This is a genomic window from Xanthomonas sp. LF06-19 (genome assembly GCF_034105425.1).
GTDB lineage: Bacteria > Pseudomonadota > Gammaproteobacteria > Xanthomonadales > Xanthomonadaceae > Xanthomonas_A > Xanthomonas_A sontii.
Genome location: NZ_JAXGGH010000005.1, coordinates 308,650 through 331,075 on the forward strand (window position 1 = coordinate 308,650; position 22,426 = coordinate 331,075).

A 22,426-nucleotide genomic window follows, 5' to 3' on the forward strand; every position below is an offset into this window, starting at 1 on the left:
TGCCGCACGTCAGGATGCGGCGAGGGCGGGGCACGCGGACTGCGCGTGCACGTCGCTCAGGCGCTCAAAGGCATAGAGATGGTTCATGTAGGTGGACACGTAGATGCGCCGTTCGTCAGGCGAGATCGCGACACCGTTGGTCACTGCGTCTGGCAACTGCAGCACGCCCACGGTTTCGAGCGTGTCGATGTCGATCTCGACGACGCGGCCGCCGTTGCTGCCGACGATCACCCGGTTGCCGATCCGCTTGGGCGAGGCGTACACGCGCGAGCGCAGGTTGATCTTCTTGATCAGTTGCATCGTGTCGATGTTGATCACGTACAGATGGCGGTCGCCCGAGCCACAGAACAGCTTGTTGCCGGCGAACAGCGGCGTGGTGTAGCAGATTTCGTCTGTCTGCCACTCGCCACGCTTTTCGCCGGTGGCGACATCCAGCACGTAGATGGACTTGTCGAACGAGGCGAAGGCGGTCAGCCCGCGACGTTCGTCCACCGCCGGCGCGTACTTCACCGAGCGCCGCGTCTTGAAGCGCCAGGCGATGCGTCCTGTCCTGGCGTCGAGCGCGAGCGTCTCATGGTCCGCGCTGCCCCAGATCACCAGGTCGCCGCCTTCCCAGTAACCGGGCGATCCGTGCTGCAGCTTCTGCACCTGGTGCTCCCAGATCTTTTCGCCGGTGTCCATCGCATAGGCGGCGAGGCTGCCCTGCGCCCATGGGCGGACATATTCGATGCCCACGTACATCAGCTTGTGGCGCGGCACCAGCAGCGGCGAAGCCCCGACCCAGTCGCCGTCCGGATGTGTCCAGATCTCCTCGCCGCTGGCCGCATTGAGGCAGTAGACGGTGCCGTTGTACGCGCCGAAGTACAGGCGTCCGTCATGGTAGGCGGGGCAAGACCAGATGCCCTTCTTGGTGTACGCCGCACCGGTCACCGGGTATTCCCAGACCAACCCGCCGGTCTCGGCGGAGAACGCCTGCATCTTGGCGGCGTCGCAGCCGCGGTAGATCATGTCGCCGACCAGCAGCGGCGCGGACTTGGGGACCACGTGGAAGGCGAAGCCTCCCGGCGTCGCCGTCCGCCACAGTTCGCGATACGCCTGGGTGGGCGGCGGCGCGCTTTGTTCCGGCGGCAGGTCGAAATCCTTGAGCGTGAACAGTGTTTGCACCGAGATCGCGTGCGTCTTGCGCCACTGCATGCCGGCCTTGGACAGGAAATCGACCACCACGAACACCTCGTCGAGCGCGTGTCCGGCCGCCGCAATCACCGCACGCGCCTTCTCAGCGCTGTTGCCGGAATTGAGCGAGTCGTCGACCAGCACGATGGGCAGGTCGAGCACATCGCCCTCGATGGCGTTGCCCATCCCCGTGGTCTTGCGATCCTTGCGAATGATGAAGCCGTTGACCGGGCCGCGTTCTTTGGGGGCGGTCAACAGCAGCGCGGTGAGCAGCGGGATTGCCGCGGTTTCCAGGCCGCCGAGCTGGAAGGGTGGGCGCGCGGCGTTGCGCTCCCAGAACGCTGCGGCGATCTGCTCAAGCGCAGCGCGTCGCATGAACACCCGGCGCAGATCGAACAGCCAGAGGTAGGAGCCACCCTTCTTGGTGATGAGGGGGATGTTCTCGGCGCTGGTGTGCAGGCCGACGGTCTGGATCAGGTCCCGAAGCGATTGCATGGTCATCGTGCAGCCCTGCTGGGAATGGGAGGATGTGGGTGATGGCGGATCAGGGAGACGCCGGAGCCTCGACCGAGCCGAGATAGCGCTCCACGGCCGGTCCCCAGATCGTGGAACCTCCGTGGCCGAAGAACAGGTGGTGACCGTCATCGCCGAAGGCGGCCGGCGTCACCAGGACGGCATGGCCGCCTGCCTCGGTGAAGGCGCGATGCAGCGACGCGGCGAGTTCAGGCCCGAAGAAGCTGTCGTTGGCCGTGTAGATCCACAACATCGGCGTGGTGGCCTGTTGGCCGAACGTGGTGGCTGCCGCGATCAGCCTGTCAGGATGGCAGTTGCTGTTGGGCCGGTCGTGGAAGTGGCCGCCGCGCCCGCCGGCCATGTTGACGAATGCGCCGACGTTGGGATGCGGCAGGGTCTCGTACGCCAACGTGCCCCAGCCGCCCGCCGACTGGCCGACCACGACGGCGCCGGTCGGGCTGTAGTCGGGCAGCGCGGTCAGGACGTCCACGATGCGTTTGAGCTGGCGTGCGGTTTCCAAGCCGGCCTTGACGTAGTCGGCGCGGTCGCAGCCGTCATAGCCCTCGCTCCAGGGACCGCCGGTGGCGCCGTAGCCGAGGCGCAGGACCAATGCCACGGCGTAGTGGCGTCGCAGGAACCAGCGCGCCGATTCGCCATCGCAGGTTTCCAGCGTCATGCCGGGTCGATCGGATGCCTTGGCCGGTGAGCCGTGTGCGATGACCACGACGCGCGGGCGGCGGACACCGACAGGGCGGCACAGCCGTCCCTGCAAGGTCCAGGGATGTCCGTCCGGATCGGCGATGGGGATCTGCAACGGTTCACCAAGATCGGCACGCGTGCCGCCCAAACCGCTCGCCGAGGCGATGCAGGGCGCCATGGCGCATGACAGCAGTGCGGTCGTGGTCAACATGCAGCGCAGGCAGGCAGACGACATGGTGGATGTTCCCGGTGGGTCGGTATCAGCGCCGGACACGCCGCATATGGAAGGTAATGGTCGAGCACAGCGTCGGGCACTCCCGCGCCGGGGCACGCGAGGCACGGGTGACGGCGCCGTCGAACAACACCAGCCGACCAGGGCGCGGGCGGATCGAGATGCACTCGCGCGCAGTGTCGTAGAACACGGTTTCACCCGCCCAGTCGTCTTTCCATTCGGCGCTGGCATAGAGCAAGGCGACACGCTCCTGATCCGACGGCTTGGCGTAGTGATGCGCCACGCCGTCCTGTCCATGCGTGTGGCCGGTCACGTAGGCGCGGACCAGGCCGTAGTCCTGCGCGAGGTTGTCCTTGATCTGCGTCCAGACCTCGTGGAGCGCCTCCATGCCCGGGGTCGCCGCGAGGACGTCGTCGTGGATGGCGCGCTCGTGCGCCTTGCGGCTGCCGCACAGATGGATATGCCAGGACGGCGCGGCGTCGCCGAGCAATCCTGGATAGATGCCGTAGGACCAGCCGCCGCGACCGCGCAGCAGTTCCGGCAGATGCTGGACTTCGACGAAATTGTTGACGACTTGCAGGGACGACGCTTCCGGCGCTGACACGATGGCGACCTCACGTTGGCGATACGGGATGGGACGATGTGGCACGGCGAACTGGCCGCCGTGCCGGCGGCAAGCTAGGAGGTGACGGGCGCGCGTGGCGCATGCGCCGCAGGCTGGCGCGTGCGGACTGCTCCTTCGTGCAATTCGATGACGCGATCGGCGTGCGCGATCGTTTCGGGGCGGTGCGCGATGACGATGCGGGTGATGTTCAGGGCCTTGATCGCCTGGTTGAGCTGGCGTTCCAGCGCCAGATCCAGATGGCTGGTCGCCTCGTCCAGCACCAGGATGTGCGGGCGCCGGTACAGCGCGCGCGCCAGGAACAGGCGTTGTTGCTGGCCGCCGGAGAGCGAGGATCCCATGTCGCCGACCAGGCTGTGGTAGCCCATCGGCATGGCCATGATGTCCTCGTGTATGCCGGCCAGGCAGGCGGCCTCCTCGATGTCCTGCGGCGTGGCGAGTACGTCGAACATGCTGATGTTCTCGGCGATCGAACCGGTGAACAGATGGTCGTCCTGCATCACGCTGCCGGTGATCGCGCGGTAGCGGGACTTGCCGAGCCGGCGCAGATCGAGGCCACCGATCTCGATCGCGCCCTGTTGCGGATCGAGCAGGCCGAGCAGTACTCTCACCAGGGTGCTCTTGCCGCACCCGGATGGGCCGACGATGGCGACCGATTCGCCTGCCTGCACCGCAAAACTGCACTCGCGCAGGATCCAGGGCTCGCCTTCGGCATAGCGGAAGCTGACCTTGTTGAAGGCGATGCTGGGCTGCGGCAGCGGACCCGCGTGCTCGCTGGTGGCGTGGGCCTCGGGTGGCGTCAGTACGATGTCGGCCAGTCTTTCGGCCTGCAGACGCAGCATGCGCAGTTCGATCGCATAGTCGACCAGGCTGGCGACGCGGCTGCTGAACTGGTCTCCGTAGGCCACGAAGGCGGTCAACATGCCGACGGTGAACTGGCCTTTCAATCCCAGCCAAGCACCCAGCCAGAGCACGCCCAGGCGCTGCGCGCCTGCCGCCAGGTTCTGCAATGCGGTGAACAGCATGTCCAGGCGTTGCACGGCGATGGACGTGTTCAGCGTGTCGGTCGCAGCGTTGAGGTAGCGCGCGGTCTGCTCGGCCTCCTGGTTGTTCAGGCGGATCGTCTGCACGCCGCGGACCGCCTCCAGGAATCGGCTGTGCTGCTTGGCGGTGACGGTGATCTGGCTGAGGTTGGCCTCGCGGTAGACGCGGAAGTACAGCAGCCGAAGTGCCGCATACACGGCGACCGCACCGAGGACGATGGCCGACAGCAATGGGCTGTAGACGAACAGCACGACCAGGGTGACGCTGGCGAGCAGCCCGTCGAGCAGGATCTCGACGAAGCGGGTGGTGAGCGTCTGCTGGATCGTGTCGATCGCACCGAAGCGGGACACGATGTCGCCGAGATGGCGCGTGCCGAAGTAGGACTGCGGCAGACGCAACAGATGCTGGAACACATTACCGGTCCAGCCGAGGTTGAAGTGCGTGCTGAGCCACATCACGGTCCAGCTGCGCAAGGCCGAGACGAGTGTTTCGAGCACGATCAGCAGTGCGAAGCTCAGGCCGAGGAACGTGAGCAGGTCGTGGTCGCCATCGGCGATCACCTGATCCACCACAAGTTGCATGAACAAGGGCGCCAGGAGCGCGAAGACTTCCAGGACCAGGGCCAGCCCGAAGATCTGCGCCAGTCCGCGGCCCAGGCCCTGCACCGAGCCGGCGAGCGCGCGCAGCGACACCGGCGGCGTCTCGCGCTGGCGCTGAAAGGTCGGCCCTCTGGAAAACTCGATTGCCACGCCGGTGAAGTGCCTGCCGACGTCGCTCATGCTCAAGTTGCGCACGCCGACCGCGGGGTCGTGTACGACGATCCCGTGCTTGCCGACGCTGCGCAGCACCACGAAGTGATCCATGTCCCAGTGCAGCACGCAGGGCGTCTGTAACTGACCGAGCTCTTCCAGGTCCAGCCGAAGTGGCCGGCATTGCAGCCCAAGCGCATGCGCGATCTCGATCAGGCGTCGCGCGGTCATGCCCTTCAGCGACAGACTGAAGCGGCGTCGCAGCGCGGGCAGATCGGTATGGTGTCCGTGATAGCCGGCGATCATCGCGATGCAGGCCAGGCCGCACTCTGCGGCTTCGGCCTGCAGCACGTTTGGCAGGACGCGCGTACGCCAGAAGCGCAGTTTCGCGGCGCGCGCGTCCTGCGCGCTCGCAGTCTGTGCCGTCGTGCCGTGATGCGTTGGGGCCGCGTTCACGCGCCACTGCTCCAGCGATGGCCCATGCCGTACAGCGGCTCGAAGATCCATTCGACGATCCGGCGCCGGTCCAGCAACATGTCCGCGTCCAGCGCCATGCCCGGGCGCAAGGGTTCCTTGCGTCCATATGCTTCGACGTTCTGATCCGCCAGATCCACGCGGGCCAGGTACAGGGGGTCGGAGGAGGGCGGATTGCCGCCGCCGAGCAGCAAGGTGACTTCGCCCGGCGTCAGTGCGCTGCGCGAGACGCTGCGCACCACGCCGTGGTGCAGGCCGAATTTCTGGTAAGGGAATGCCTGGTAATGCAGGGTGACCTGGATGCCCGGATGGACGAAGCCGACCGCCTGGCTGGGAACCAGGATCTGCGCCTGCAGGGTCGAGCCGTCCGGGACGATGGCGAGCAGCGGTTGGCCAAGTGCGACCGAAGCGCCGGGTTTGACCAGCAAGGTGGAGACGGTGCCGCTGGCCGGCGCACGCAGTTCGCTGGCGCGTGCCGCTTCGTTCTGCGCAAGGGTCTGTTCGACCTGCGCGAGTTGCCGGCGCAGGTCGTTGAGCTTGGCGGACACGGCCAGTGGCAGTTGGGTCAGTTGATCGTTGAGGACGCTCAGTTGCTGCTGCGTACTGGCGCGTTGCTGCTGCAACGACCTCAGCTGCGACTCGTCGGCGAGCAACGCCGATTGCTCCTGCTCGACCTGCAGCGCCGGGATGTAGCCACCGGCGACCAGGCCCGACCACTTGTCCACCAGCTCCTGCACCAACTGCATCTGTTTTTTCTCGATGGCGATCTGCGCATCGATTTGAACCAGTTGCTCCTTCAGCGCGGATTGCTGCGTGCGGTTGTCCTCTGCCTGCTTGTCCTGCAACTGCAGGGTATCGCCGATGTCCTGGCGCAGGCTGCCGGCCTGGCGTTGCAACTGCGCGCTGACGCTGGCCGCCGTGTTGCCGAGTGCCTTGCTGGTGTGCTCGCCCGACAGCGAGACCAGGACCTGTCCGCTCGCGACCCGATCGCCTTCGGCGACGCCGACGTGATCGATCACGCCGAGCGTATTGGCGGTCAGGCTGATCAAGCCCGCGCGCGGAACCAGGAGTCCGGTGACATGGACGCGCTGGGTGTAATGGCCAAAGAAGAGCCACAGCACAATGGCGGCGGCCATGCCGAGGGCGACGAAGGTCCAGGCCCGGGTCGAAAGCGGCGTTGCCAGTCGTACCGTCCCCAGCCATGCCTGGCTCCGGGCGTCCACTGCCTCGTCACGAAAAAGCGAATGTTCCATTCGGCTGATTCCATCCGTGTTTCATATGGGAGCCGCGCGTTTCGAGGCGCGTCCATTTTCTAGAAGCGGGCTGAAACTTAATTCGGAGGAGATAATTTCGGGGCCTTCTTTCGCCTTCCTTTCTGTGTTTGCTGGCTTTCCATCTTGTCTACAAAATGCGTTTTACCGGTACTGGTTGGTGAAAAAATACGCCATGAAATTCAGTCGCTTGTCATCGGAATTTCAGTGCTGCGCGTGGCTTTGGAAAGGCTTTAAATGCGCCTGTCATGACGGTGTCGCATAATGGCGACTGTGGTACATCGCCATGTCGACGCCGACAATCAATGTCACTGCTTGAAAATTATTTCCATTATGTATCCTCGCTCAGTTCGATAACGGAGCGTCGCGCTTGAACGGTCATTCCGACGTGGCCGGATCGGGTGCGCGCAAACCCCGTCGTCGCTGGCGCTGGCCGATCCTGATCGCCCTGTCATTGCTCGCGGTCATTGCGCTGGGTCCACGGGTCAGCGTGGCCCTGCCGCAGGTGGCGGCGCCGGCGGTGCCGCAGGATCCGCTGGCGCTGCAGGCCTGGATCGATGCGCGCGAACGTGCCACGCCGGGGCTGCGCCCGGACAACCAGGCGCGGATCGTCTGGGCCGATCCGGCGCATCCCGGGCGACGCGCGTGCGCCATGGTCTATCTGCATGGCTTCACCGCCAGCCAGGGCGAGGGCGCGCCCACCCACGTGCGGCTGGCGCGCAGCTTCGGCTGCAATCTGTATCTGCCGCGCCTGCCCGGGCACGGCCTGGTCGCGGCCGATGCGCTGCGCGGCGTCGATGCCGGGCGCCTGCTCGCGGGTGCGGCCGAGGCGCTGGCGGTGACCCGGGTGCTGGGCGACCGGGTGGTGGTGATCGGCAATTCGATGGGCGGTGCGCTGGCGACGCAGGCGGTGGCGGCGAATCCGCGCCAGGTGCAGGCGCTGGTGCTGTGGTCGCCGCTGGTGCGCGAATACGGCGATCAGCTGCAGCCGATGTTGTGGCCGTGGGGCGCGCAGTTGCTGGCGTGGACGCACAACGGTGGCGATCCGATCCTCCGCTATCCGGTCGACAGTGCCTACTGGGCCGACGCCACGCACCTGGACGGCTACCGCGCGCTGGCGGCGCTGACCCGCGGCGGCATGCGGCCGGCGACCTATGCGCGCATCCATGTGCCGGTGTTCCTCGGCTACTACTACCGCGACCCGCAGCACCAGGACCGCACGGTGTCGGTGGCGGCGCTGCAGGCGATGTTCAAGCAGTTGGGAACGCCACCGGCCTTGCGTCAGGCAGTGGACTTTCCTGGGGCGGACAATCACGTGCTGGCCTCGCCGATCCGCTCGCACGCCGTGCCGGCGGTGTTCGCCGCCACCTGCCGGTTCCTGGCGGGGCAGGGCGGCCTGGTGCAGCCGGCCGGGGTGCCGGATTGCGCGCATGCCTGGGCCGACGACGAGGCGCAGGCGCGCGCGGTGGCGGCCGCGCGCTGAGCGCGGTCGTTGTGGCGAATGGAAGGATGACTGGCGCGGTGCGCACGCGCCGGCGCCAGGGTGCGTGATGCACGACCGGGCCGGGCTGTCTCGCGTCCGACCCACACTCGCCATCAGTCACCCCTACTGCAGGTCGCGCAGATCCAGATTGCGCAGCTTGGGCGCTTTCCAGCTGGTGACGCCGACCACGCCCAAGGTCACGCAGCCGCCAAGTACCACGGCGGGCACCAACCCGATCAGCCGCGCCATGACACCGTCGTAGAACGCACCCAGTTCGTTCGACGAGCCGATGAAGATGCCGTTGATCGAGGACACGCGGCCGCGCATCGCGTCCGGTGTCGCTAGTTGCAGGATAGTCGAACGCACGATCACCGAGACGCCGTCGCACATGCCATAGGCGAGCAGGATCGCCGCCGACAGCCAGAAGTGCCGCGACAACCCGAAGGCGATCGTGCACAGGCCGAAGCCGGCCACCGCCAGCAGCAGCACGCGCCCGGCATTGCGCTGCAGCGGGTGCCGTGCCAGCCACACGCCGACCAGGATCGAGCCCAGCGCCGGGGCGCCGCGCAGGATGCCCAGGCCCTCGGGGCCGTAGTGCAGGATGTCGTGGATGAAGGCCGGCAGCATCGACACCGCGCCGCCCAGCAGCACCGAGAACATGTCCAGGGCCATCGCGCCGAGCATGATCTGGTTGGAGAACACGAACTGCGCGCCTTCGGCGATGCTGCGGAAGATCGGTGCGCGTGGGCCTTCGTGGACCGGCTCGGACACGCGCAGCAGCCACAGCGCCAACAGCGCCGCGCTGGAGGCGCCGATGGCGGTGCCGTAGGCCAGGCTCTTGCCGCCCCAGCCGACCAGCAGACCGCCCAGCGCCGGGCCGATCACCATGCCGGCCTGGAACGCGACGCTGCCGACGCTGGCGCCGCGCGCATAGGCCTCGCGCGGCAGGACGCGGGCGAACAGCGCGTTGTACACCGGCGACAGGAAGGCGCGCGCGGCGCCGGTCAGGGCGATCGCCGCGTAGATCGGCCACACGCCCTGCGCCGCCAGCCAGCCGCGGCTCACCGCCAGCAGGATCGCGGCGGTGGCGACCAGGCCGACGCTCGCGAGCATGCCCAGGTAGCGGCGCGGCAGATGATCGACCAGGTAGCCGGCGAACGGGGCGATGCAGAAGAACGGCAGGATCTCGGCCAGTCCGATCAGCCCCAGCGAGAATGGATCGCGGGTGATCTCGTAGATATGCCAGCCGACCGTGACCGCGACGACCTGATAGGACAGCATCGCCAGGATGCGGTAGGCCAGCACCAAGGCGAAGCCGGGATGCGCCAGCAGCGTGCGCAGGGTCTGCGGGGTGGGCAGCGGCGCGCTCATGCCTGCTGGGCGCGTGCGGTGTCCTGGATGAAGGCCAGCAGCGCGGCCAGGCCGTTACTGCGGGTCGGCGACAGGTGCTTGCCCAGGCCGATGGCGGCGACGAAGTCCGGCGCGGTGGCGAGGATGTCCGCGGCGCTGCGCCCGGAATAGACCCGCAGCGCCAGATAGATCAGCCCGGAGACGATCGCCGAGTCGCTGATCGCATGGAACACCAGGCGTTCGGCATTGCCCTCGGGCACGATCCACACCATCGACTGGCAGCCGTGCAGGCGATGCTCCTCGGTCTTCCAGTGCTCGGGGAAGGCGGGCAGCTTGCGGCCGAGGTCGATCAGATACTGGTAGCGCTCGGACCAGTCGCCGAAGAAGCCGAACTCCTCGGCGATGGCGGCCTGGGCGTCGGCGGGCGTGGGTTCGAGCGGAAAGTCGGTGTCGGTCATCAGCAATCCAGAATCAAGCGATGTAAAGCCCCTCTCCCTCCGGGAGAGGGGTTGGGGTGAGGGTGCGGGCGAAGCCTCGCGAACTGTCGAGGCCATTCGCTCGGCCTCATCTCTCTAGGCTTCGCCCGTACCCTCATCCGCCCCTTCGGGCATCTTGTAAAGCCCCTCTCCCCTCGGGAGAGAGTTTGGGGTGAGGGTCCGGGCGTAGCTTCGCGAACTTGTCCATGCGAGTCGCTTCGCGCCGTACCCTCATCCGGCGCCCGTACCCTCATCCGCCCCTTCGGGGCACCTTCTCCCGAGGGGAGAAGGGAACAGCCGCGCTTCTTCTGACTGTGCGTGCGGTGGTCACCCACGCTTCCAGCGTACGCCCTGCGGCGTGTCCTCCAGGACAATGCCGGCGTCTGCCAGTTCCTGGCGGATGGCGTCGGCGCGGGCGAAGTCGCGGGCCTGCTTGGCGTCGCTGCGGGCGTCGATCAGCGCCTGGATGCGGGCGTCGTCGTCGCTGCCGGCACCCTGGAACCAGACCTGCGGATCCTGCTGCAGCAGGCCCAGGGCCAGGCCGGCGCCGAGCAGACGGCCCTTGGCCTGGCGCAGCGTGTCCGCACGTTGCGTGGCATCGGCGGGGTCGGGGCCGCCGGCCGGCGCCGCCTCGCGCAGTGCCTGTCGCGCCTGGGTCGCCAGGCTCGACAGCACCGACAGCGCCAGCGGCGTATTGAGGTCGTCGTCGAGGGCCTCTTCGATCTCGGCCGGAATGACGGCTTCGGCGTCGATGGCCTGCAGATCGCGCAGCGTTCCGTACAGGCCGTCGAGCCGGGCCACCTGGGCCTGGATCAGGGCGTCGGACCAGTCCAGCGGCTGCCGATAGTGGGCACTGAGCAGCGCGCAGCGCAGCGCCTCGGGCGGGTGGCGCTCGATCAGGTCGTGCACGGTCTCGATGTTGCCCAGCGACTTGCTCATCTTGGCGCCGCTGAAGGTCAGCATGCCGTTGTGCAGCCAGACGCGGGCGAAGGTGGCGCCGCCGTGGGCGCATTCGCTCTGCGCGATCTCGTTCTCGTGGTGCGGGAACTGCAGGTCGACGCCGCCGGCATGGATGTCGATGGTCTCGCCCAGGTGCGCGGCGGCCATCGCCGAGCACTCGATGTGCCAGCCGGGGCGGCCGCGGCCCCACGGCGAGTCCCAGCCGGGCAGGTCGTCGCTGGAGGGCTTCCACAGCACGAAGTCGCCCGGGTCGCGCTTGTACGGGGCCACCTCGACGCGGGCACCGGCCAGCATTTCCTCCGGGTCGCGCCGCGACAGCTTGCCGTAATCGGCGAAGCTGGCCACCGCGAACAGCACGTGGCCCTCGGCGGCATAGGCGTGGCCGCCGGCGATCAGCCGCTCGATCATCGCCAAGATGTGCGGGATGTGCGCGGTGGCCGCCGGCTCGATGTCCGGCGGGGTCACGCCCAGCGCGGCCATGTCCTGGCGGTAGATGGCCGCGAAGCGGTCGGTGATGGCCGAGATCGGCACGCCCTGCGCCTGCGCGGCGGCGTTGATCTTGTCGTCCACGTCGGTGATGTTGCGGGCGTAGCGCAGTTTGCCGTAGCGGCGCCGCAGCAGTGCCGCCAGCACGTCGAACACCACCGGGCCGCGGGCGTTGCCGATGTGCGCGTAGTTGTAGACGGTGGGGCCGCAGACGTAGAGCGTCGGGCCGGCCACCGTATCGAGCGGTTCGAAGGCATCGACCCGGCGGGTCAGGTTGTTGTGCAGGCGCAGGCTCATCGGCATCGGCGGTGGGGAAACCGTCCGATTCTACCGGCAGCCGTCGCCAGGCGGGCGCGCGTCGCGCCTGTCGGCTCGCGTTCAGCCCGACGCAAGCCGCCATGCCTACACTCATTGGTCTGCCCTTGCGAAGCTGCTGCCGATGCGCCCGAACCCGTTGTTGCCGCTGGTCGGCATCCTTGCCTGCGCCGCCGCGCCGGCCTGGGCGCAGGACTCCGAGGCGCGCAATCGGGTGGTGGTGATCGAGAACGTCAAGCTGGACTACGCCCAGGTGCTGAACGTGGAGCCGGTCTACCAGACCCTACGCGCCACCCGCACCGAGCAGCAGTGCGACCCGGCCCCCGCGCCGGCCCCGGCGGCGCCGGCACCCAAGCCGGCCGAGGACGACAGCCGCTTGAACCGGCTGATGGATTCGGTGAAGGACATATTCAGCCGCCGCCACGAGGAGCCGGCCCCGGCCGCTGCGCCGGCCACGGCGCCGCAGGGCGGACGCAACTGCCGGATGGTCGAGGTCGGCCGCGAGTTCCGCCGGCCCATCGCCTACGACGTGGACTATGTCTACAAGGGCACCAAGTACCGCTCGCGGCTGCCCGAGGATCCGGGCAACCGCCTGCGTATCCGCGTCTCGGTGGCGCCGTACGTGCCCGACGCGGTGGTGGTGCCCCCGCGCTGAGCGCCGCGCGCGCTTGCGCCTGTGGCGTGCGCGTGCGAGGATGCGCGCCGATGAAAGCGAACCTGCCCCAGCACGATCTCAGCGCCGCACGCATGGCCTCGGGCATGACGTCGCGCGCGCGTCGACCGGAATCCCACATTCTCGCTGGGTAACCGGAGCGTCGTGCCGTTCGTTCTGAAAACCCAGCCCGAGGCTGGGTTTTTTCGTTTTCATCGGCCGGAAAAGTTTCACCCGTAAAGAACCTCCCTGTAGAACGCCTCGCGCGTCCCCGCGTCCCCACCGCTGCAAAGGATCGATCGATGTCTCTGAAGCACTTCTTGAACACCCAGGACTGGAGCCGCGCCGAGCTCGACGCGCTGCTGACCCAGGCGGCGCTGTTCAAGCGCAACCGCCTCGGCAGCGAGCTGAAGGGCAAGTCGATCGCGCTGGTGTTCTTCAACCCGTCCATGCGCACCCGCACCAGCTTCGAGCTGGGCGCGTTCCAGTTGGGCGGCCACGCGGTGGTGCTGCAGCCGGGCAAGGACGCGTGGCCGATCGAGTTCGACCTGGGCACGGTGATGGACGGCGACACCGAAGAGCACATCGCCGAGGTGGCGCGGGTGCTGGGTCGCTATGTGGACCTGATCGGCGTGCGCGCGTTCCCGAAGTTCGTCGACTGGGCCAAGGACCGCGAGGACCTGGTGCTGAAGAGCTTCGCCAAATATTCGCCGGTGCCGGTGATCAACATGGAGACCATCACCCATCCCTGCCAGGAGCTGGCGCATGCGCTGGCGCTGCAGGAGCACTTCGGCACCAGCGACCTGCGCGGCAAGAAGTACGTGCTGACCTGGACCTACCATCCCAAGCCGCTGAACACCGCGGTGGCCAATTCCGCACTGACCATCGCCACCCGCCTGGGCATGGACGTGACCCTGCTGTGCCCGACCCCGGACTACGTGCTCGACGAGCGCTATATGGGCTGGGCCGCGCAGAACGTGGCCGAGAGCGGCGGTTCGCTGAGCGTCAGCCACGACATCGACAGCGCCTACGCCGGCGCCGACGTGGTCTACGCCAAGAGCTGGGGCGCGCTGCCGTTCTTCGGCAACTGGGGCCCGGAGAAGCCGATCCGCGACCAGTACCAGCACTTCATCGTCGACGAACGCAAGATGGCGCTGACCAACAACGGCGTGTTCTCGCACTGCCTGCCGCTGCGCCGCAACGTCAAGGCCACCGACGCGGTGATGGACTCGCCCAACTGCATCGCCATCGACGAGGCCGAGAACCGTCTGCATGTGCAGAAGGCGATCATGGCGGCGCTTGCGTCGCAAGCGGGAATCGGGAATCGGGAATAGAGAATCGTCGCAGCAGCAGCCTTTGCCCCCACTTTTACGCGTCATCAAGGAAACCGCCATGAGCACCGCTTCTACCATTCCCGACTCCCCACTCCCCACTCCCGGCACCAAGGACATCGTCCTCGCCTTCTCCGGCGGCCTCGACACCAGCTTCTGCATTCCCTACCTGCAGGCCAAGGGGTATGCGGTGCACACCGTGTTCGCCGACACCGGCGGCGTGGACGCCGAGGAGCGCGATTTCATCGAGAAGCGCGCCGCGGAACTGGGCGCGGCCAGCCACGTCACCGTCGACGGCGGCCCGGCGATCTGGGCCGGCTTCGTCAAGCCGTTCGTGTGGGCGGGCGAGGGCTACCAGGGCCAGTATCCGCTGCTGGTGTCGGACCGCTACCTGATCGTCGATGCCGCGCTCAAGCGCGCCGAGGAGCTGGGCACCAAGACCATCGCCCACGGCTGCACCGGCATGGGCAACGACCAGGTGCGCTTCGACCTGGCGGTCAAGGCGCTGGGCGACTACGAGATCGTCGCGCCGATCCGCGAGATCCAGAAGGAACACACCCAGACCCGCGCCTACGAGCAGAAGTACCTGGAGGAGCGCGGCTTCGGCGTGCGGGCCAAGCAGCAGGCCTACACCATCAACGAGAACCTGCTCGGCCTGACCATGTCCGGCGGCGAGATCGACCGCTGGGAAGCGCCGGGCGAGGGCGCCCGCGGCTGGTGCGCGCCGCGCAGCGCGTGGCCGACCGAGCCGCTGACGGTGAAGCTGAAGTTCGTGCAGGGCGAGGCGGTCGAACTCGACGGCAAGGCGCTGCCGGGCGAACAGATCCTGGCCAGGCTCAACAAGCTGTTCGCGCCCTACGGCGTGGGCCGCGGCGTGTACACCGGCGACACCGTGATCGGCCTGAAGGGCCGCATCGTGTTCGAGGCGCCGGGCCTGGTGTCGCTGCTGGCCGCGCACCGCGCGCTGGAGGACGCGGTGCTGACCAAGCAGCAGAACCGCTTCAAGCCGGACGTGGCGCGCAAGTGGGTGGAACTGGTGTACGAAGGCTTCTATCACGATCCGCTGAAGACCGACCTGGAAGCCTTCCTGAAGTCGTCGCAGGCCATGGTCAACGGCGAAGTGACGCTGGAGACCCGCGGCGGCCGCGTCGACGCGGTGGCGGTGAAGTCGCCACACCTGCTCAACGCCAAGGGCGCGACCTACGCGCAGTCGGCGGACTGGGGCGTGGCCGAGGCAGAGGGCTTCATCAAGCTGTTCGGCATGAGCTCGACGCTGTACGCGCAGGTCAATCGCTGACGCTTAGAGCCCCTCTCCCTTTGGGAGAGGGGTTGGGGTGAGGGTACGGCAGCGAAGCCCTCGCGCATCTCGCAACACGAGGCTTCGCTCGTACCCTCATCCGCCCCTTCGGGGCACCTTCTCCCAAAGGGAGAAGGGTTCATCCGACCAGCACCACTGCGGCCTGACCCATGACCGATCTGCTCACCTCCACGCTCGATCACCTGCAGGCGCTGGTGTCCTTCGACACCCGCAATCCGCCGCGGGCGATCGGCACCGATGGCATCTTCGACTACCTCCGTGCGCAGCTGCCCGGCTTCGCGGTGGAGGTGATCGACCACGGCGCCGGCGCGGTCAGCCTGTACGCGGTACGCGGCACGCCCAAGCACCTGTTCAACGTGCACCTGGACACGGTGCCGGATTCGCCGCACTGGAGCGCCGATCCGCACGTCATGCGGCGCCTGGACGATCGCGTGGTCGGCCTGGGCGTGTGCGACATCAAGGGTGCGGCGGCGGCGCTGCTGGCCGCGGCCAATGCCGGCGACGGCGATGCCGCGTTCCTGTTCTCCAGCGACGAGGAAGCCAACGACCCGCGCTGCATCGCCGCGTTCCTGGCCCGCGGTATTCCCTATGAAGCGGTGCTGGTGGCCGAGCCGACCATGAGTGAGGCGGTGCTGGCGCACCGCGGCATCAGTTCGGTGCTGATGCGCTTCGCCGGCCGCGCCGGGCATGCCTCCGGCAAGCAGGATGCCGCGGCCAGCGCCCTGCATCAGGCAATGCGCTGGGGCGGCCGTGCGCTGGACCATGTGGAGTCGCTGGCGCACGCGCGCTTCGGCGGGCTGACCGGGCTGCGCTTCAACATCGGCCGGGTCGAGGGCGGGATCAAGGCCAACATGATCGCGCCGGCGGCGGAGCTGCGCTTCGGTTTCCGGCCGCTGCCGTCGATGGACGTGGACGCGTTGCTGGCGACCTTCGCCGGCTTCGCCGAGCCGGCCGCGGCGCATTTCGAGGAGACCTTCCGCGGGCCGAGCCTGCCGTCGGGAGACATTGCGCGCGCCGAGGACAAGCGCCTGGCCGCGCGCGACGTCGCCGATGCGCTGGAGCTGCCGATCGGCAACGCGGTGGATTTCTGGACCGAGGCATCGCTGTTCTCCGCCGGCGGCTACACCGCGCTGGTCTACGGCCCGGGCGACATCGCCCAGGCGCATACCGCCGACGAGTTCGTGACGCTGGAGCAACTGCAGCGCTACGCCGCCTCGGTGCACCGCATCATCAACGGCCCGCGCTGAGCCGCGCGCCTTCCCTCGTCGCCCGGACCGATCCTGCGATCGGCTCCACCCTGGATTCCTTCGGACATCGCCCCTCGCCATGCACGCCAACCGCCAAACCCGCCAGACCATCGTGCGCCTGCTCTCGAGCATGGCCAGCGCGAAGGAGATCAGCCAGTACCTCAAGCGCTTCTCGCAACTGGACGCCAAGCGCTTCGCCGTGGTCAAGGTCGGCGGCGCGGTGCTGCGCGACGACCTGGAGGCGCTGACTTCCTCGCTGTCGTTTCTGCAGGAAGTGGGCCTGACCCCGATCGTGCTGCACGGCGCCGGCCCGCAGCTGGACGCGGAGCTGTCCGCCGCCGGCATCGAGAAGCAGACCGTCAACGGCCTGCGGGTGACCTCGCCGGAAGCGCTGGCGATCGTGCGCCGGGTGTTCCAGGCCTCCAACCTCAAGCTGGTCGAGGCGCTGCAGCAGAACGGTGCGCGCGCCACCTCGATCACCGGCGGCGTGTTCGAGGCGCAGTATCTTGACCGCGACACCTACGGGCTGGTCGGCGAGGTCACCGCGGTGAACCTGGCACCGATCGAGGCCAGCCTGCAGGCCGGCTCGATCCCGGTCATCACCAGCCTGGGCGAGACCCCCAGCGGGCAGATCCTCAATATCAACGCCGATTTCGCCGCCAACGAACTGGTGCAGGAACTGCAGCCGTACAAGATCATCTTCCTCACCGGCACCGGCGGTCTGCTCGACGAGAAGGGTACGGTGATCGATTCGATCAACCTGTCCACCGAGTACGACCACCTGATCGCGCAGCCGTGGATCCATGGCGGCATGAAGGTCAAGATCGAGCAGATCAAGGACCTGCTGGACCGGCTGCCGCTGGAGTCGTCGGTGTCGATCACGCGCCCGGCCGACCTGGCCAAGGAACTGTTCACCCACAAGGGCTCGGGCACCCTGGTGCGGCGCGGCGAGAAGGTGCTGCGCGCCACGACATGGGGCGAACTGGACCTGCCGCGGCTGAAGACCCTGATCGAATCCAGTTTCGGCCGCACCCTGGTGCCGGATTATTTCGACACCACCAAGCTGCTGCGCGCCTACGTCAGCGAGAACTACCGCACCGCGGTGATCCTCACCGACGAGGGTGGCTATACCTACCTGGACAAGTTCGCGGTGCTCGACGACGCGCAGGGCGAGGGCCTGGGCCGCGCGGTGTGGAACGTGATGCGCGAGGAGACGCCGCAACTGTTCTGGCGCTCGCGCCACAACAACCAGGTCAACATCTTCTACTACGCCGAGTCCGACGGCTGCTTCAAGCAGGAGAAGTGGAAGGTGTTCTGGTACGGCCTGGAGACCTTCGAGCAGATCCAGCACTGCGTGGCGCATTGCGCGACGCGCACGCCGACCCTGCAGGGTTGAGCGGCGCTTTCGTCATGACCGTTCCCATCTCCAGCATCGATCCCGTGCTGCCCGAGGCCTGGCGCCACGTGCCCACACTGCGCGGGCGCCACGTCAGCCTGGAGCCGCTGCAGGCGGCGCATGCCGAGGGCCTGCGCGCCGCGCTGCGCGGCAGCGGCCTGGACGCGCTGTGGTACACCAATGTGCCGGCGCCGGAGCGGGTGGACGCCTACGTCGCTGCCGCGCTGGAGGTGCAGGCGCTGGGCCGGGTGCTGCCGTTCGTGGTGCGCGATGCGCAGGGCGAGATCGTCGGCAGCACGCGTTTCTACGGCCTGGATCCACAGGTGCCGACGCTGTCGATCGGCTACACCTGGTACGCGCCGCGGGTGCAGCGCAGCGGCCTGAACACCGAGGCCAAGCTGCTGCTGCTTGGCCATGCCTTCGACACGCTCGGCTGCCTCAGCGTGGTGTTCGAGACCAGCTGGTTCAACCATGCCTCGCGCACCGCGATCGCGCGGCTGGGGGCCAAGCAGGACGGCGTGCTGCGCAACCACAAGCGCCACGCCGACGGCACCCCGCGCGACACCGTCATCTTCTCCATCATCGATACGGAATGGGCCGGGGTGAAACGCCACCTGCAGTTCCGCCTGGATTCGCACGCATGAGCACTTCCATTCATTCCATCGGCATCGTCGGCGCCCGTGGCCACACCGGCGCCGAACTGATCCGCCTGATCGCCGCGCATCCACAGTTGCGGCTGGCCTTCCTGTCTTCGCGCGAGCTGGACGGGCAGCGCGTCGATGCGCACCACGACGCTTACGAAGGCGAGTTGCGCTACGAGAATCTCGACCCGGACGCGGTGGCGGCCAAGCGCGCCGACGTGGTGGTGCTGGCGCTGCCCAACGGCAAGGCCGCGCCCTACGTGGCGGCGCTGGATGCGGCGGTCGCCGCCGGTGCGCCCGACCCGATCGTGGTCGATCTGTCCGCGGACTACCGCTTCGACCCGGCCTGGTACTACGGCTTGCCGGAACTGACCCGCGCCGGCTATGCCGGGCAGCGCCGCATCAGCAACCCGGGCTGCTACGCCACCGCGATGCAGTTGGCGATCGCGCCGCTGCGCGAGCAGCTCGCCGGGCCGCCGCAGTGCTTCGGCGTGTCCGGCTATTCCGGTGCCGGCACCACGCCGTCGGACAAGAACAACCCGGCGCTGCTGCACGACAACCTGATGCCGTACGCGCTGACCGACCACATGCACGAGCGCGAGGTGTCCGCACAGCTCGGCGTGCCGGTGGAATTCATGCCGCATGTGGCGCCGCATTTCCGTGGCATCACCATGACCGTGAACCTGTGGCTGCAGCAGCCGCTGAAGTTGGAGGCGGTGCAGCAGCTGTATCGCACGCGCTATGCCGATGAGCCGCTGATCGAGGTAGTCGACGAGGCGCCGTGGGTCAGCCGCATCGCCGGCCGCCACGGCGTGCAGCTCGGCGGCTTCACCCTGGTCCCGGGCAACAAGCGGCTGGTGCTGGTGGCCACGCTCGACAACCTGCTCAAGGGCGCCGCGACGCAGGCGATGCAGAACCTCAACCTGGCGCTGGGCGTGGACGAGTTGACGTCGATTCCCGTTTGAAATCGTCGGGACCCGGGGCCCGGGACTCGGGACCCGGAGAAGCAAGAGCCGATGCTTTTGCTTTTCCGGGTCCCGGGCCCCGGGTCCCGGGTCCCGCAAAAAAGGACCCCCAATGACTAATCTTCTCTGGCAGAAACCCGGCGTCGCCGTCGACACGCAGATCCAGGCCTTCCTGGCCGGCGACGACGTGCTCCTGGACCGCGAGTTCTTCCTGCACGACATCGCCGCCAGCGGCGCGCACGCCGAGGGCCTGCAGCGCATCGGCATCCTGTCCGCCGACGAACTGGCCGGGCTGCAGCGCGAGCTGGCGGTGCTGGCCGAGGATTTCCGCAGCGGCGCGTTCGTGCTGGATGCGCGCTTCGAGGACGGCCACTCGGCGATCGAGGCGCGGCTGACCGAGCGCCTGGGCGATGCCGGGCGCAAGATCCACACCGGGCGCAGCCGCAACGACCAGATCCTGGTCGCCACCCGGCTGTGGCTGAAGGACAAGTTGGCGCGGCTGGCGCAATTGAGCGCGGAGATCGCCAAGGTGGCGCTGGACCGCGCGCAGGCCGAGCGCGACCTGCCAGTGCCCGGCTACACCCACATCCAGCGTGCCGTGGTGTCCTCGGCGGGCATGTGGTGGGCGGGCTGGGCCGAGGCCTTCCTCGACGATGCCGTCCGCGCCCGCGACACCCTGCGCCTGGTCGACTGCAATCCGCTGGGCACCGCCGCCGGCTACGGCGTCAACCTGCCGCTGGACCGTGCCCACACCACCGCCGCGCTGGGTTTCGCGCGCCTGCAGGTCAGCCCGATCTATGCGCAGCTCTCGCGCGGCAAGTTCGAGATGGCCGCGCTGGAAGCGCTGGGCAGCGCCACCCTGGATCTGCGCCGCCTGGCCTGGGACCTGTCGCTGTTCACCAGCGGCGAATTCGGCTTCGTCGCGTTGCCGGCGCAGTACACCACCGGCAGCTCGATCATGCCCAACAAGCGCAACCCGGACGTGATCGAGCTGATGCGCGCCACCCACGCCAGCGTGGCTGCCGCGCGCACCGAGATCGAGCAGTTGCTGTCGTTGCCGTCGGGCTATCACCGCGACCTGCAGAGCAGCAAGGGCGCGATCTTCCATGGCTTCGGCCGAGGCCTGTCCGCGCTGGAGCTGCTGCCGGCGCTGCTGGCCAACCTGGAGTGGCGCGAGGACAGGCTGCGCGCGGCGATCGATTCGGGCATGTACGCCACCGACGTGGCGGTGGAAGCCGCAGTGGCCGGTGTGCCGTTCCGCGAGGCCTACCAGGCCGCCGCCGCGTCCGCCGACAGCGCTGGGCAGGGGCGCACGCCGGAAGGCAGCCTGGCCGCGCGGGTCTCGCCCGGCGCTGCCGCCGATCTGCGCCTGGACGAGCTGCAGGCGCGCTGGCACGCGCTGGACGCTTGATTGCCTGTGGGAGGGCTTCAGCCGCGACGCCTCGGCGCTAACGCGTCGGGGCTGAAGCCCCTCCCACAAAAAGCATTCGCTGCGACGCCGAACATGCAAACCGATTGCAGAAGGAACACCGTACGATGAAGCACTACCTGGTCCTGGCGATGCGCAAACCGAGCTTCGACGAGCGCGTGGTCGCGCCGCATCAGGCCTTCCTCGACGACCTGCGCGCACGCGGCCTGCTGGCGCTGACCGGCGGCTTCAGCGACCGCAGCGGCGGCGCCTACCTGCTGCAGGGCGTGGACGACCTGGCGCAGGCGCAGGCGATCGTCGCCGCCGATCCGCTGGCGATCCACGGCAGCTCCGACCTCACCGTCTACGAATGGAACACGCGCTGATCCCATGACCTCGCAGACGCCATCGCCCTTCGTCGAACAACGCCTGCCGCCGTGGCGGCGCGCGGTGCTCAAGGTCGGCAGCAGCCTGCTGGCCGCCGACGGCGGCGGGCTGACCCCGCGCTTCGCGCTGGGCCTGGCGCAGTTCGTCTCGGCCAACCTGGCGGCCGGGCGCGAACTGGTGATCGTGTCCTCCGGCGCGGTCGCCGCGGGCCGCGCCATCGTGCCCAAGGCCGCCGAGGCCGGTGCGGCGCTGGCGGCACGGCAGGCGCTGGCCGCGCTCGGCCAGGCGCAGCTGATCGCGCTGTGGCAGCGCTTCTTCGAACGGCCGGTGGCGCAGGTGCTGCTGACCCACGACGACCTGCGCAACCGCCGCCGCTACCTCAATGCGCGCGCCACCCTGGGCGAGCTGTTGCGGCTGGGCGCGCTGCCGGTGGTGAACGAGAACGACACCGTGTCGGTAGACGAACTCAAGCTCGGCGACAACGACAATCTGGCCGCGATCGTCGCCGCCCTGGTCGATGCTGATGCGCTGTTCATCGCCACCGATATCGACGGCCTGTACACCGCCGACCCGCGCCGCGACCCGCAGGCGCAGCCGCTGCACGAGGTGCAGGAACTGAGCGCGGCGGTGCTGGCCATGGCCGGCGGCAGCGGCAGCGGCGTGGGCACCGGCGGCATGCGCACCAAACTGGAGGCCGCGGCCAAGGCCGGCGCCGCCGGCATCGAGACCTATCTGTTCAACGGCCGCAGCGCCGAGGTGGTGCGCGGCCTGGCCCAGGACAGCCTGCGCGGCACGCGCATCCATGCCGCACGCAACCGCATCGCCGCGCGCAAGTACTGGCTGCGCCACGTGCCGGTGGAACCGGGAGCGATCCTGGTCGATGCCGGCGCTGCCGCCGCGCTGCTCGACAAGGGCGCCTCGCTGCTGCCGGGCGGGGTGGCCGGTGCCGTGGGCGAGTTCCGCCGCGGCGACATGGTGGAGGTGCGCCTGCGCGACGCGGCCGGGGAACGCTGCCTGGCGCGCGGGGTCAGCCAGTACGCGGCGGTGGACATCCGCCGCATCGCCGGCCGCCACTCGCGCGACATCGAGGCGATCCTGGGCTACAACTATGGCGAGAATGTGATCCACCGCGACGACCTGGTGGTGGTGCGGGAATCGGGAGTCGGGAATGGGGAATCGGCGTAATCGCGCCCGCCCCGCGCCGGTCGCGGAGGCGGCGCAAGACCGGCACCTG

The 22,426-nt window shown here is 68.3% G+C and carries 19 protein-coding genes; 11 read left to right on the plus strand and 8 right to left on the minus strand.

Annotated features, from left to right (window positions below):
* Positions 1 to 9: 9 nt before the first annotated feature.
* From SLW55_RS12400 to SLW55_RS12420, 5 genes are all read right to left on the minus strand, one after another.
* Positions 10 to 1,818 (minus strand): PQQ-binding-like beta-propeller repeat protein, encoded by a 1,809-nt coding sequence (locus SLW55_RS12400; protein ID WP_226978634.1) that lies wholly within the window; start codon positions 1,816 to 1,818, stop codon positions 10 to 12.
* Complete coding sequence (locus SLW55_RS12405) at positions 1,718 to 2,620, minus strand: hypothetical protein (RefSeq protein WP_267099607.1); 903 nt, start codon at positions 2,618 to 2,620, stop codon at positions 1,718 to 1,720. The genes SLW55_RS12400 and SLW55_RS12405 overlap by 101 nt, the downstream gene beginning before the upstream one ends.
* A gap of 25 nt (positions 2,621 to 2,645) precedes the next feature.
* A complete protein-coding gene (locus SLW55_RS12410) occupies positions 2,646 to 3,221 on the minus strand; it encodes a hypothetical protein (protein ID WP_152237511.1) in 576 nt (191 codons plus the stop codon).
* A 74-nt stretch (positions 3,222 to 3,295) separates the two neighbouring features.
* Positions 3,296 to 5,383, minus strand: a complete 2,088-nt coding sequence (locus SLW55_RS12415) for a peptidase domain-containing ABC transporter (RefSeq protein ID WP_255424706.1) — start codon at positions 5,381 to 5,383, stop codon at positions 3,296 to 3,298.
* A 101-nt stretch (positions 5,384 to 5,484) separates the two neighbouring features.
* Complete coding sequence (locus SLW55_RS12420) at positions 5,485 to 6,555, minus strand: HlyD family efflux transporter periplasmic adaptor subunit (protein ID WP_226977844.1); 1,071 nt, start codon at positions 6,553 to 6,555, stop codon at positions 5,485 to 5,487.
* A 592-nt stretch (positions 6,556 to 7,147) separates the two neighbouring features.
* Here SLW55_RS12420 and SLW55_RS12425 point away from each other — a divergent pair.
* On the plus strand, positions 7,148 to 8,260 hold the full coding sequence (locus SLW55_RS12425; protein WP_320745208.1) for an alpha/beta fold hydrolase: 1,113 nt from the start codon (positions 7,148 to 7,150) through the stop codon (positions 8,258 to 8,260).
* 123 nt (positions 8,261 to 8,383) lie between these two features.
* Here the strand turns inward: SLW55_RS12425 and SLW55_RS12430 are convergent, their stop codons facing one another.
* From SLW55_RS12430 to cysS, 3 genes are all read right to left on the minus strand, one after another.
* Positions 8,384 to 9,631: an MFS transporter gene (locus tag SLW55_RS12430; RefSeq protein WP_267101607.1), complete on the minus strand. Its 1,248-nt coding sequence runs from the start codon at positions 9,629 to 9,631 to the stop codon at positions 8,384 to 8,386.
* Entirely contained in the window at positions 9,628 to 10,068 is a 441-nt protein-coding gene (locus SLW55_RS12435; protein ID WP_017912501.1) for a SufE family protein, read from the minus strand. Before SLW55_RS12435 ends, SLW55_RS12430 begins: the two co-directional genes overlap by 4 nt.
* Before the next feature lie 345 nt (positions 10,069 to 10,413).
* The gene (gene cysS, locus SLW55_RS12440) at positions 10,414 to 11,829 is read right to left on the minus strand and encodes a cysteine--tRNA ligase (protein WP_320745209.1); all 1,416 of its coding nucleotides are present in this window, start codon (positions 11,827 to 11,829) and stop codon (positions 10,414 to 10,416) included.
* A gap of 142 nt (positions 11,830 to 11,971) precedes the next feature.
* On the opposite strand from cysS, the gene SLW55_RS12445 reads away from it, so the two are divergent.
* The 10 genes from SLW55_RS12445 to proB all read left to right on the plus strand — a co-directional run bounded on the left by SLW55_RS12445 (position 11,972) and on the right by proB (position 22,377).
* Positions 11,972 to 12,502 (plus strand): hypothetical protein, encoded by a 531-nt coding sequence (locus tag SLW55_RS12445; RefSeq protein WP_017909780.1) that lies wholly within the window; start codon positions 11,972 to 11,974, stop codon positions 12,500 to 12,502.
* A 299-nt stretch (positions 12,503 to 12,801) separates the two neighbouring features.
* The gene (locus tag SLW55_RS12450) at positions 12,802 to 13,833 is read left to right on the plus strand and encodes an N-acetylornithine carbamoyltransferase (protein WP_267109752.1); all 1,032 of its coding nucleotides are present in this window, start codon (positions 12,802 to 12,804) and stop codon (positions 13,831 to 13,833) included.
* A gap of 58 nt (positions 13,834 to 13,891) precedes the next feature.
* Complete coding sequence (locus SLW55_RS12455) at positions 13,892 to 15,127, plus strand: argininosuccinate synthase (protein ID WP_295964891.1); 1,236 nt, start codon at positions 13,892 to 13,894, stop codon at positions 15,125 to 15,127.
* A gap of 170 nt (positions 15,128 to 15,297) precedes the next feature.
* Positions 15,298 to 16,395: an acetylornithine deacetylase gene (locus SLW55_RS12460; RefSeq protein WP_295964888.1), complete on the plus strand. Its 1,098-nt coding sequence runs from the start codon at positions 15,298 to 15,300 to the stop codon at positions 16,393 to 16,395.
* A 79-nt stretch (positions 16,396 to 16,474) separates the two neighbouring features.
* The gene (locus tag SLW55_RS12465; RefSeq protein WP_295964885.1) at positions 16,475 to 17,791 is read left to right on the plus strand and encodes an acetylglutamate kinase; all 1,317 of its coding nucleotides are present in this window, start codon (positions 16,475 to 16,477) and stop codon (positions 17,789 to 17,791) included.
* 14 nt (positions 17,792 to 17,805) lie between these two features.
* Positions 17,806 to 18,435 carry a GNAT family protein gene (locus SLW55_RS12470; protein WP_267096668.1) on the plus strand — a complete coding sequence of 210 codons (630 nt, stop codon included), beginning with the start codon at positions 17,806 to 17,808 and terminating at the stop codon, positions 18,433 to 18,435.
* A complete protein-coding gene (argC, locus tag SLW55_RS12475; RefSeq protein ID WP_295964881.1) occupies positions 18,432 to 19,397 on the plus strand; it encodes an N-acetyl-gamma-glutamyl-phosphate reductase in 966 nt (321 codons plus the stop codon). Before SLW55_RS12470 ends, argC begins: the two co-directional genes overlap by 4 nt.
* 112 nt (positions 19,398 to 19,509) lie before the next feature.
* Positions 19,510 to 20,808: an argininosuccinate lyase gene (argH, locus tag SLW55_RS12480; protein WP_295964879.1), complete on the plus strand. Its 1,299-nt coding sequence runs from the start codon at positions 19,510 to 19,512 to the stop codon at positions 20,806 to 20,808.
* A 125-nt stretch (positions 20,809 to 20,933) separates the two neighbouring features.
* On the plus strand, positions 20,934 to 21,191 hold the full coding sequence (locus SLW55_RS12485; protein ID WP_017917302.1) for a YciI family protein: 258 nt from the start codon (positions 20,934 to 20,936) through the stop codon (positions 21,189 to 21,191).
* Between the two features lie 4 nt (positions 21,192 to 21,195).
* On the plus strand, positions 21,196 to 22,377 hold the full coding sequence (gene proB / locus SLW55_RS12490; protein ID WP_267093907.1) for a glutamate 5-kinase: 1,182 nt from the start codon (positions 21,196 to 21,198) through the stop codon (positions 22,375 to 22,377).
* Positions 22,378 to 22,426: the final 49 nt, after the last annotated feature.

Bases quoted from the DNA above. Each gene is read 5' to 3' on its own strand.
- cysS (WP_320745209.1), bottom strand. From the start codon at position 11,829: ATGAGCCTGCGCCTGCACAACAACCTGACCCGCCGGGTCGATGCCTTC.
- SLW55_RS12450 (WP_267109752.1), top strand. From the start codon at position 12,802: ATGTCTCTGAAGCACTTCTTGAACACCCAGGACTGGAGCCGCGCCGAG.
- SLW55_RS12455 (WP_295964891.1), top strand. From the start codon at position 13,892: ATGAGCACCGCTTCTACCATTCCCGACTCCCCACTCCCCACTCCCGGC.
- argC (WP_295964881.1), top strand. From the start codon at position 18,432: ATGAGCACTTCCATTCATTCCATCGGCATCGTCGGCGCCCGTGGCCAC.
- SLW55_RS12400 (WP_226978634.1), bottom strand. From the start codon at position 1,818: ATGACGGTCACCACCTGTTCTTCGGCCACGGAGGTTCCACGATCTGGG.
- SLW55_RS12470 (WP_267096668.1), top strand. From the start codon at position 17,806: ATGACCGTTCCCATCTCCAGCATCGATCCCGTGCTGCCCGAGGCCTGG.
- SLW55_RS12435 (WP_017912501.1), bottom strand. From the start codon at position 10,068: ATGACCGACACCGACTTTCCGCTCGAACCCACGCCCGCCGACGCCCAG.
- SLW55_RS12445 (WP_017909780.1), top strand. From the start codon at position 11,972: ATGCGCCCGAACCCGTTGTTGCCGCTGGTCGGCATCCTTGCCTGCGCC.
- SLW55_RS12485 (WP_017917302.1), top strand. From the start codon at position 20,934: ATGAAGCACTACCTGGTCCTGGCGATGCGCAAACCGAGCTTCGACGAG.
- SLW55_RS12405 (WP_267099607.1), bottom strand. From the start codon at position 2,620: ATGTCGTCTGCCTGCCTGCGCTGCATGTTGACCACGACCGCACTGCTG.
- SLW55_RS12465 (WP_295964885.1), top strand. From the start codon at position 16,475: ATGCACGCCAACCGCCAAACCCGCCAGACCATCGTGCGCCTGCTCTCG.
- SLW55_RS12430 (WP_267101607.1), bottom strand. From the start codon at position 9,631: ATGAGCGCGCCGCTGCCCACCCCGCAGACCCTGCGCACGCTGCTGGCG.
- SLW55_RS12460 (WP_295964888.1), top strand. From the start codon at position 15,298: ATGACCGATCTGCTCACCTCCACGCTCGATCACCTGCAGGCGCTGGTG.
- argH (WP_295964879.1), top strand. From the start codon at position 19,510: ATGACTAATCTTCTCTGGCAGAAACCCGGCGTCGCCGTCGACACGCAG.
- proB (WP_267093907.1), top strand. From the start codon at position 21,196: ATGACCTCGCAGACGCCATCGCCCTTCGTCGAACAACGCCTGCCGCCG.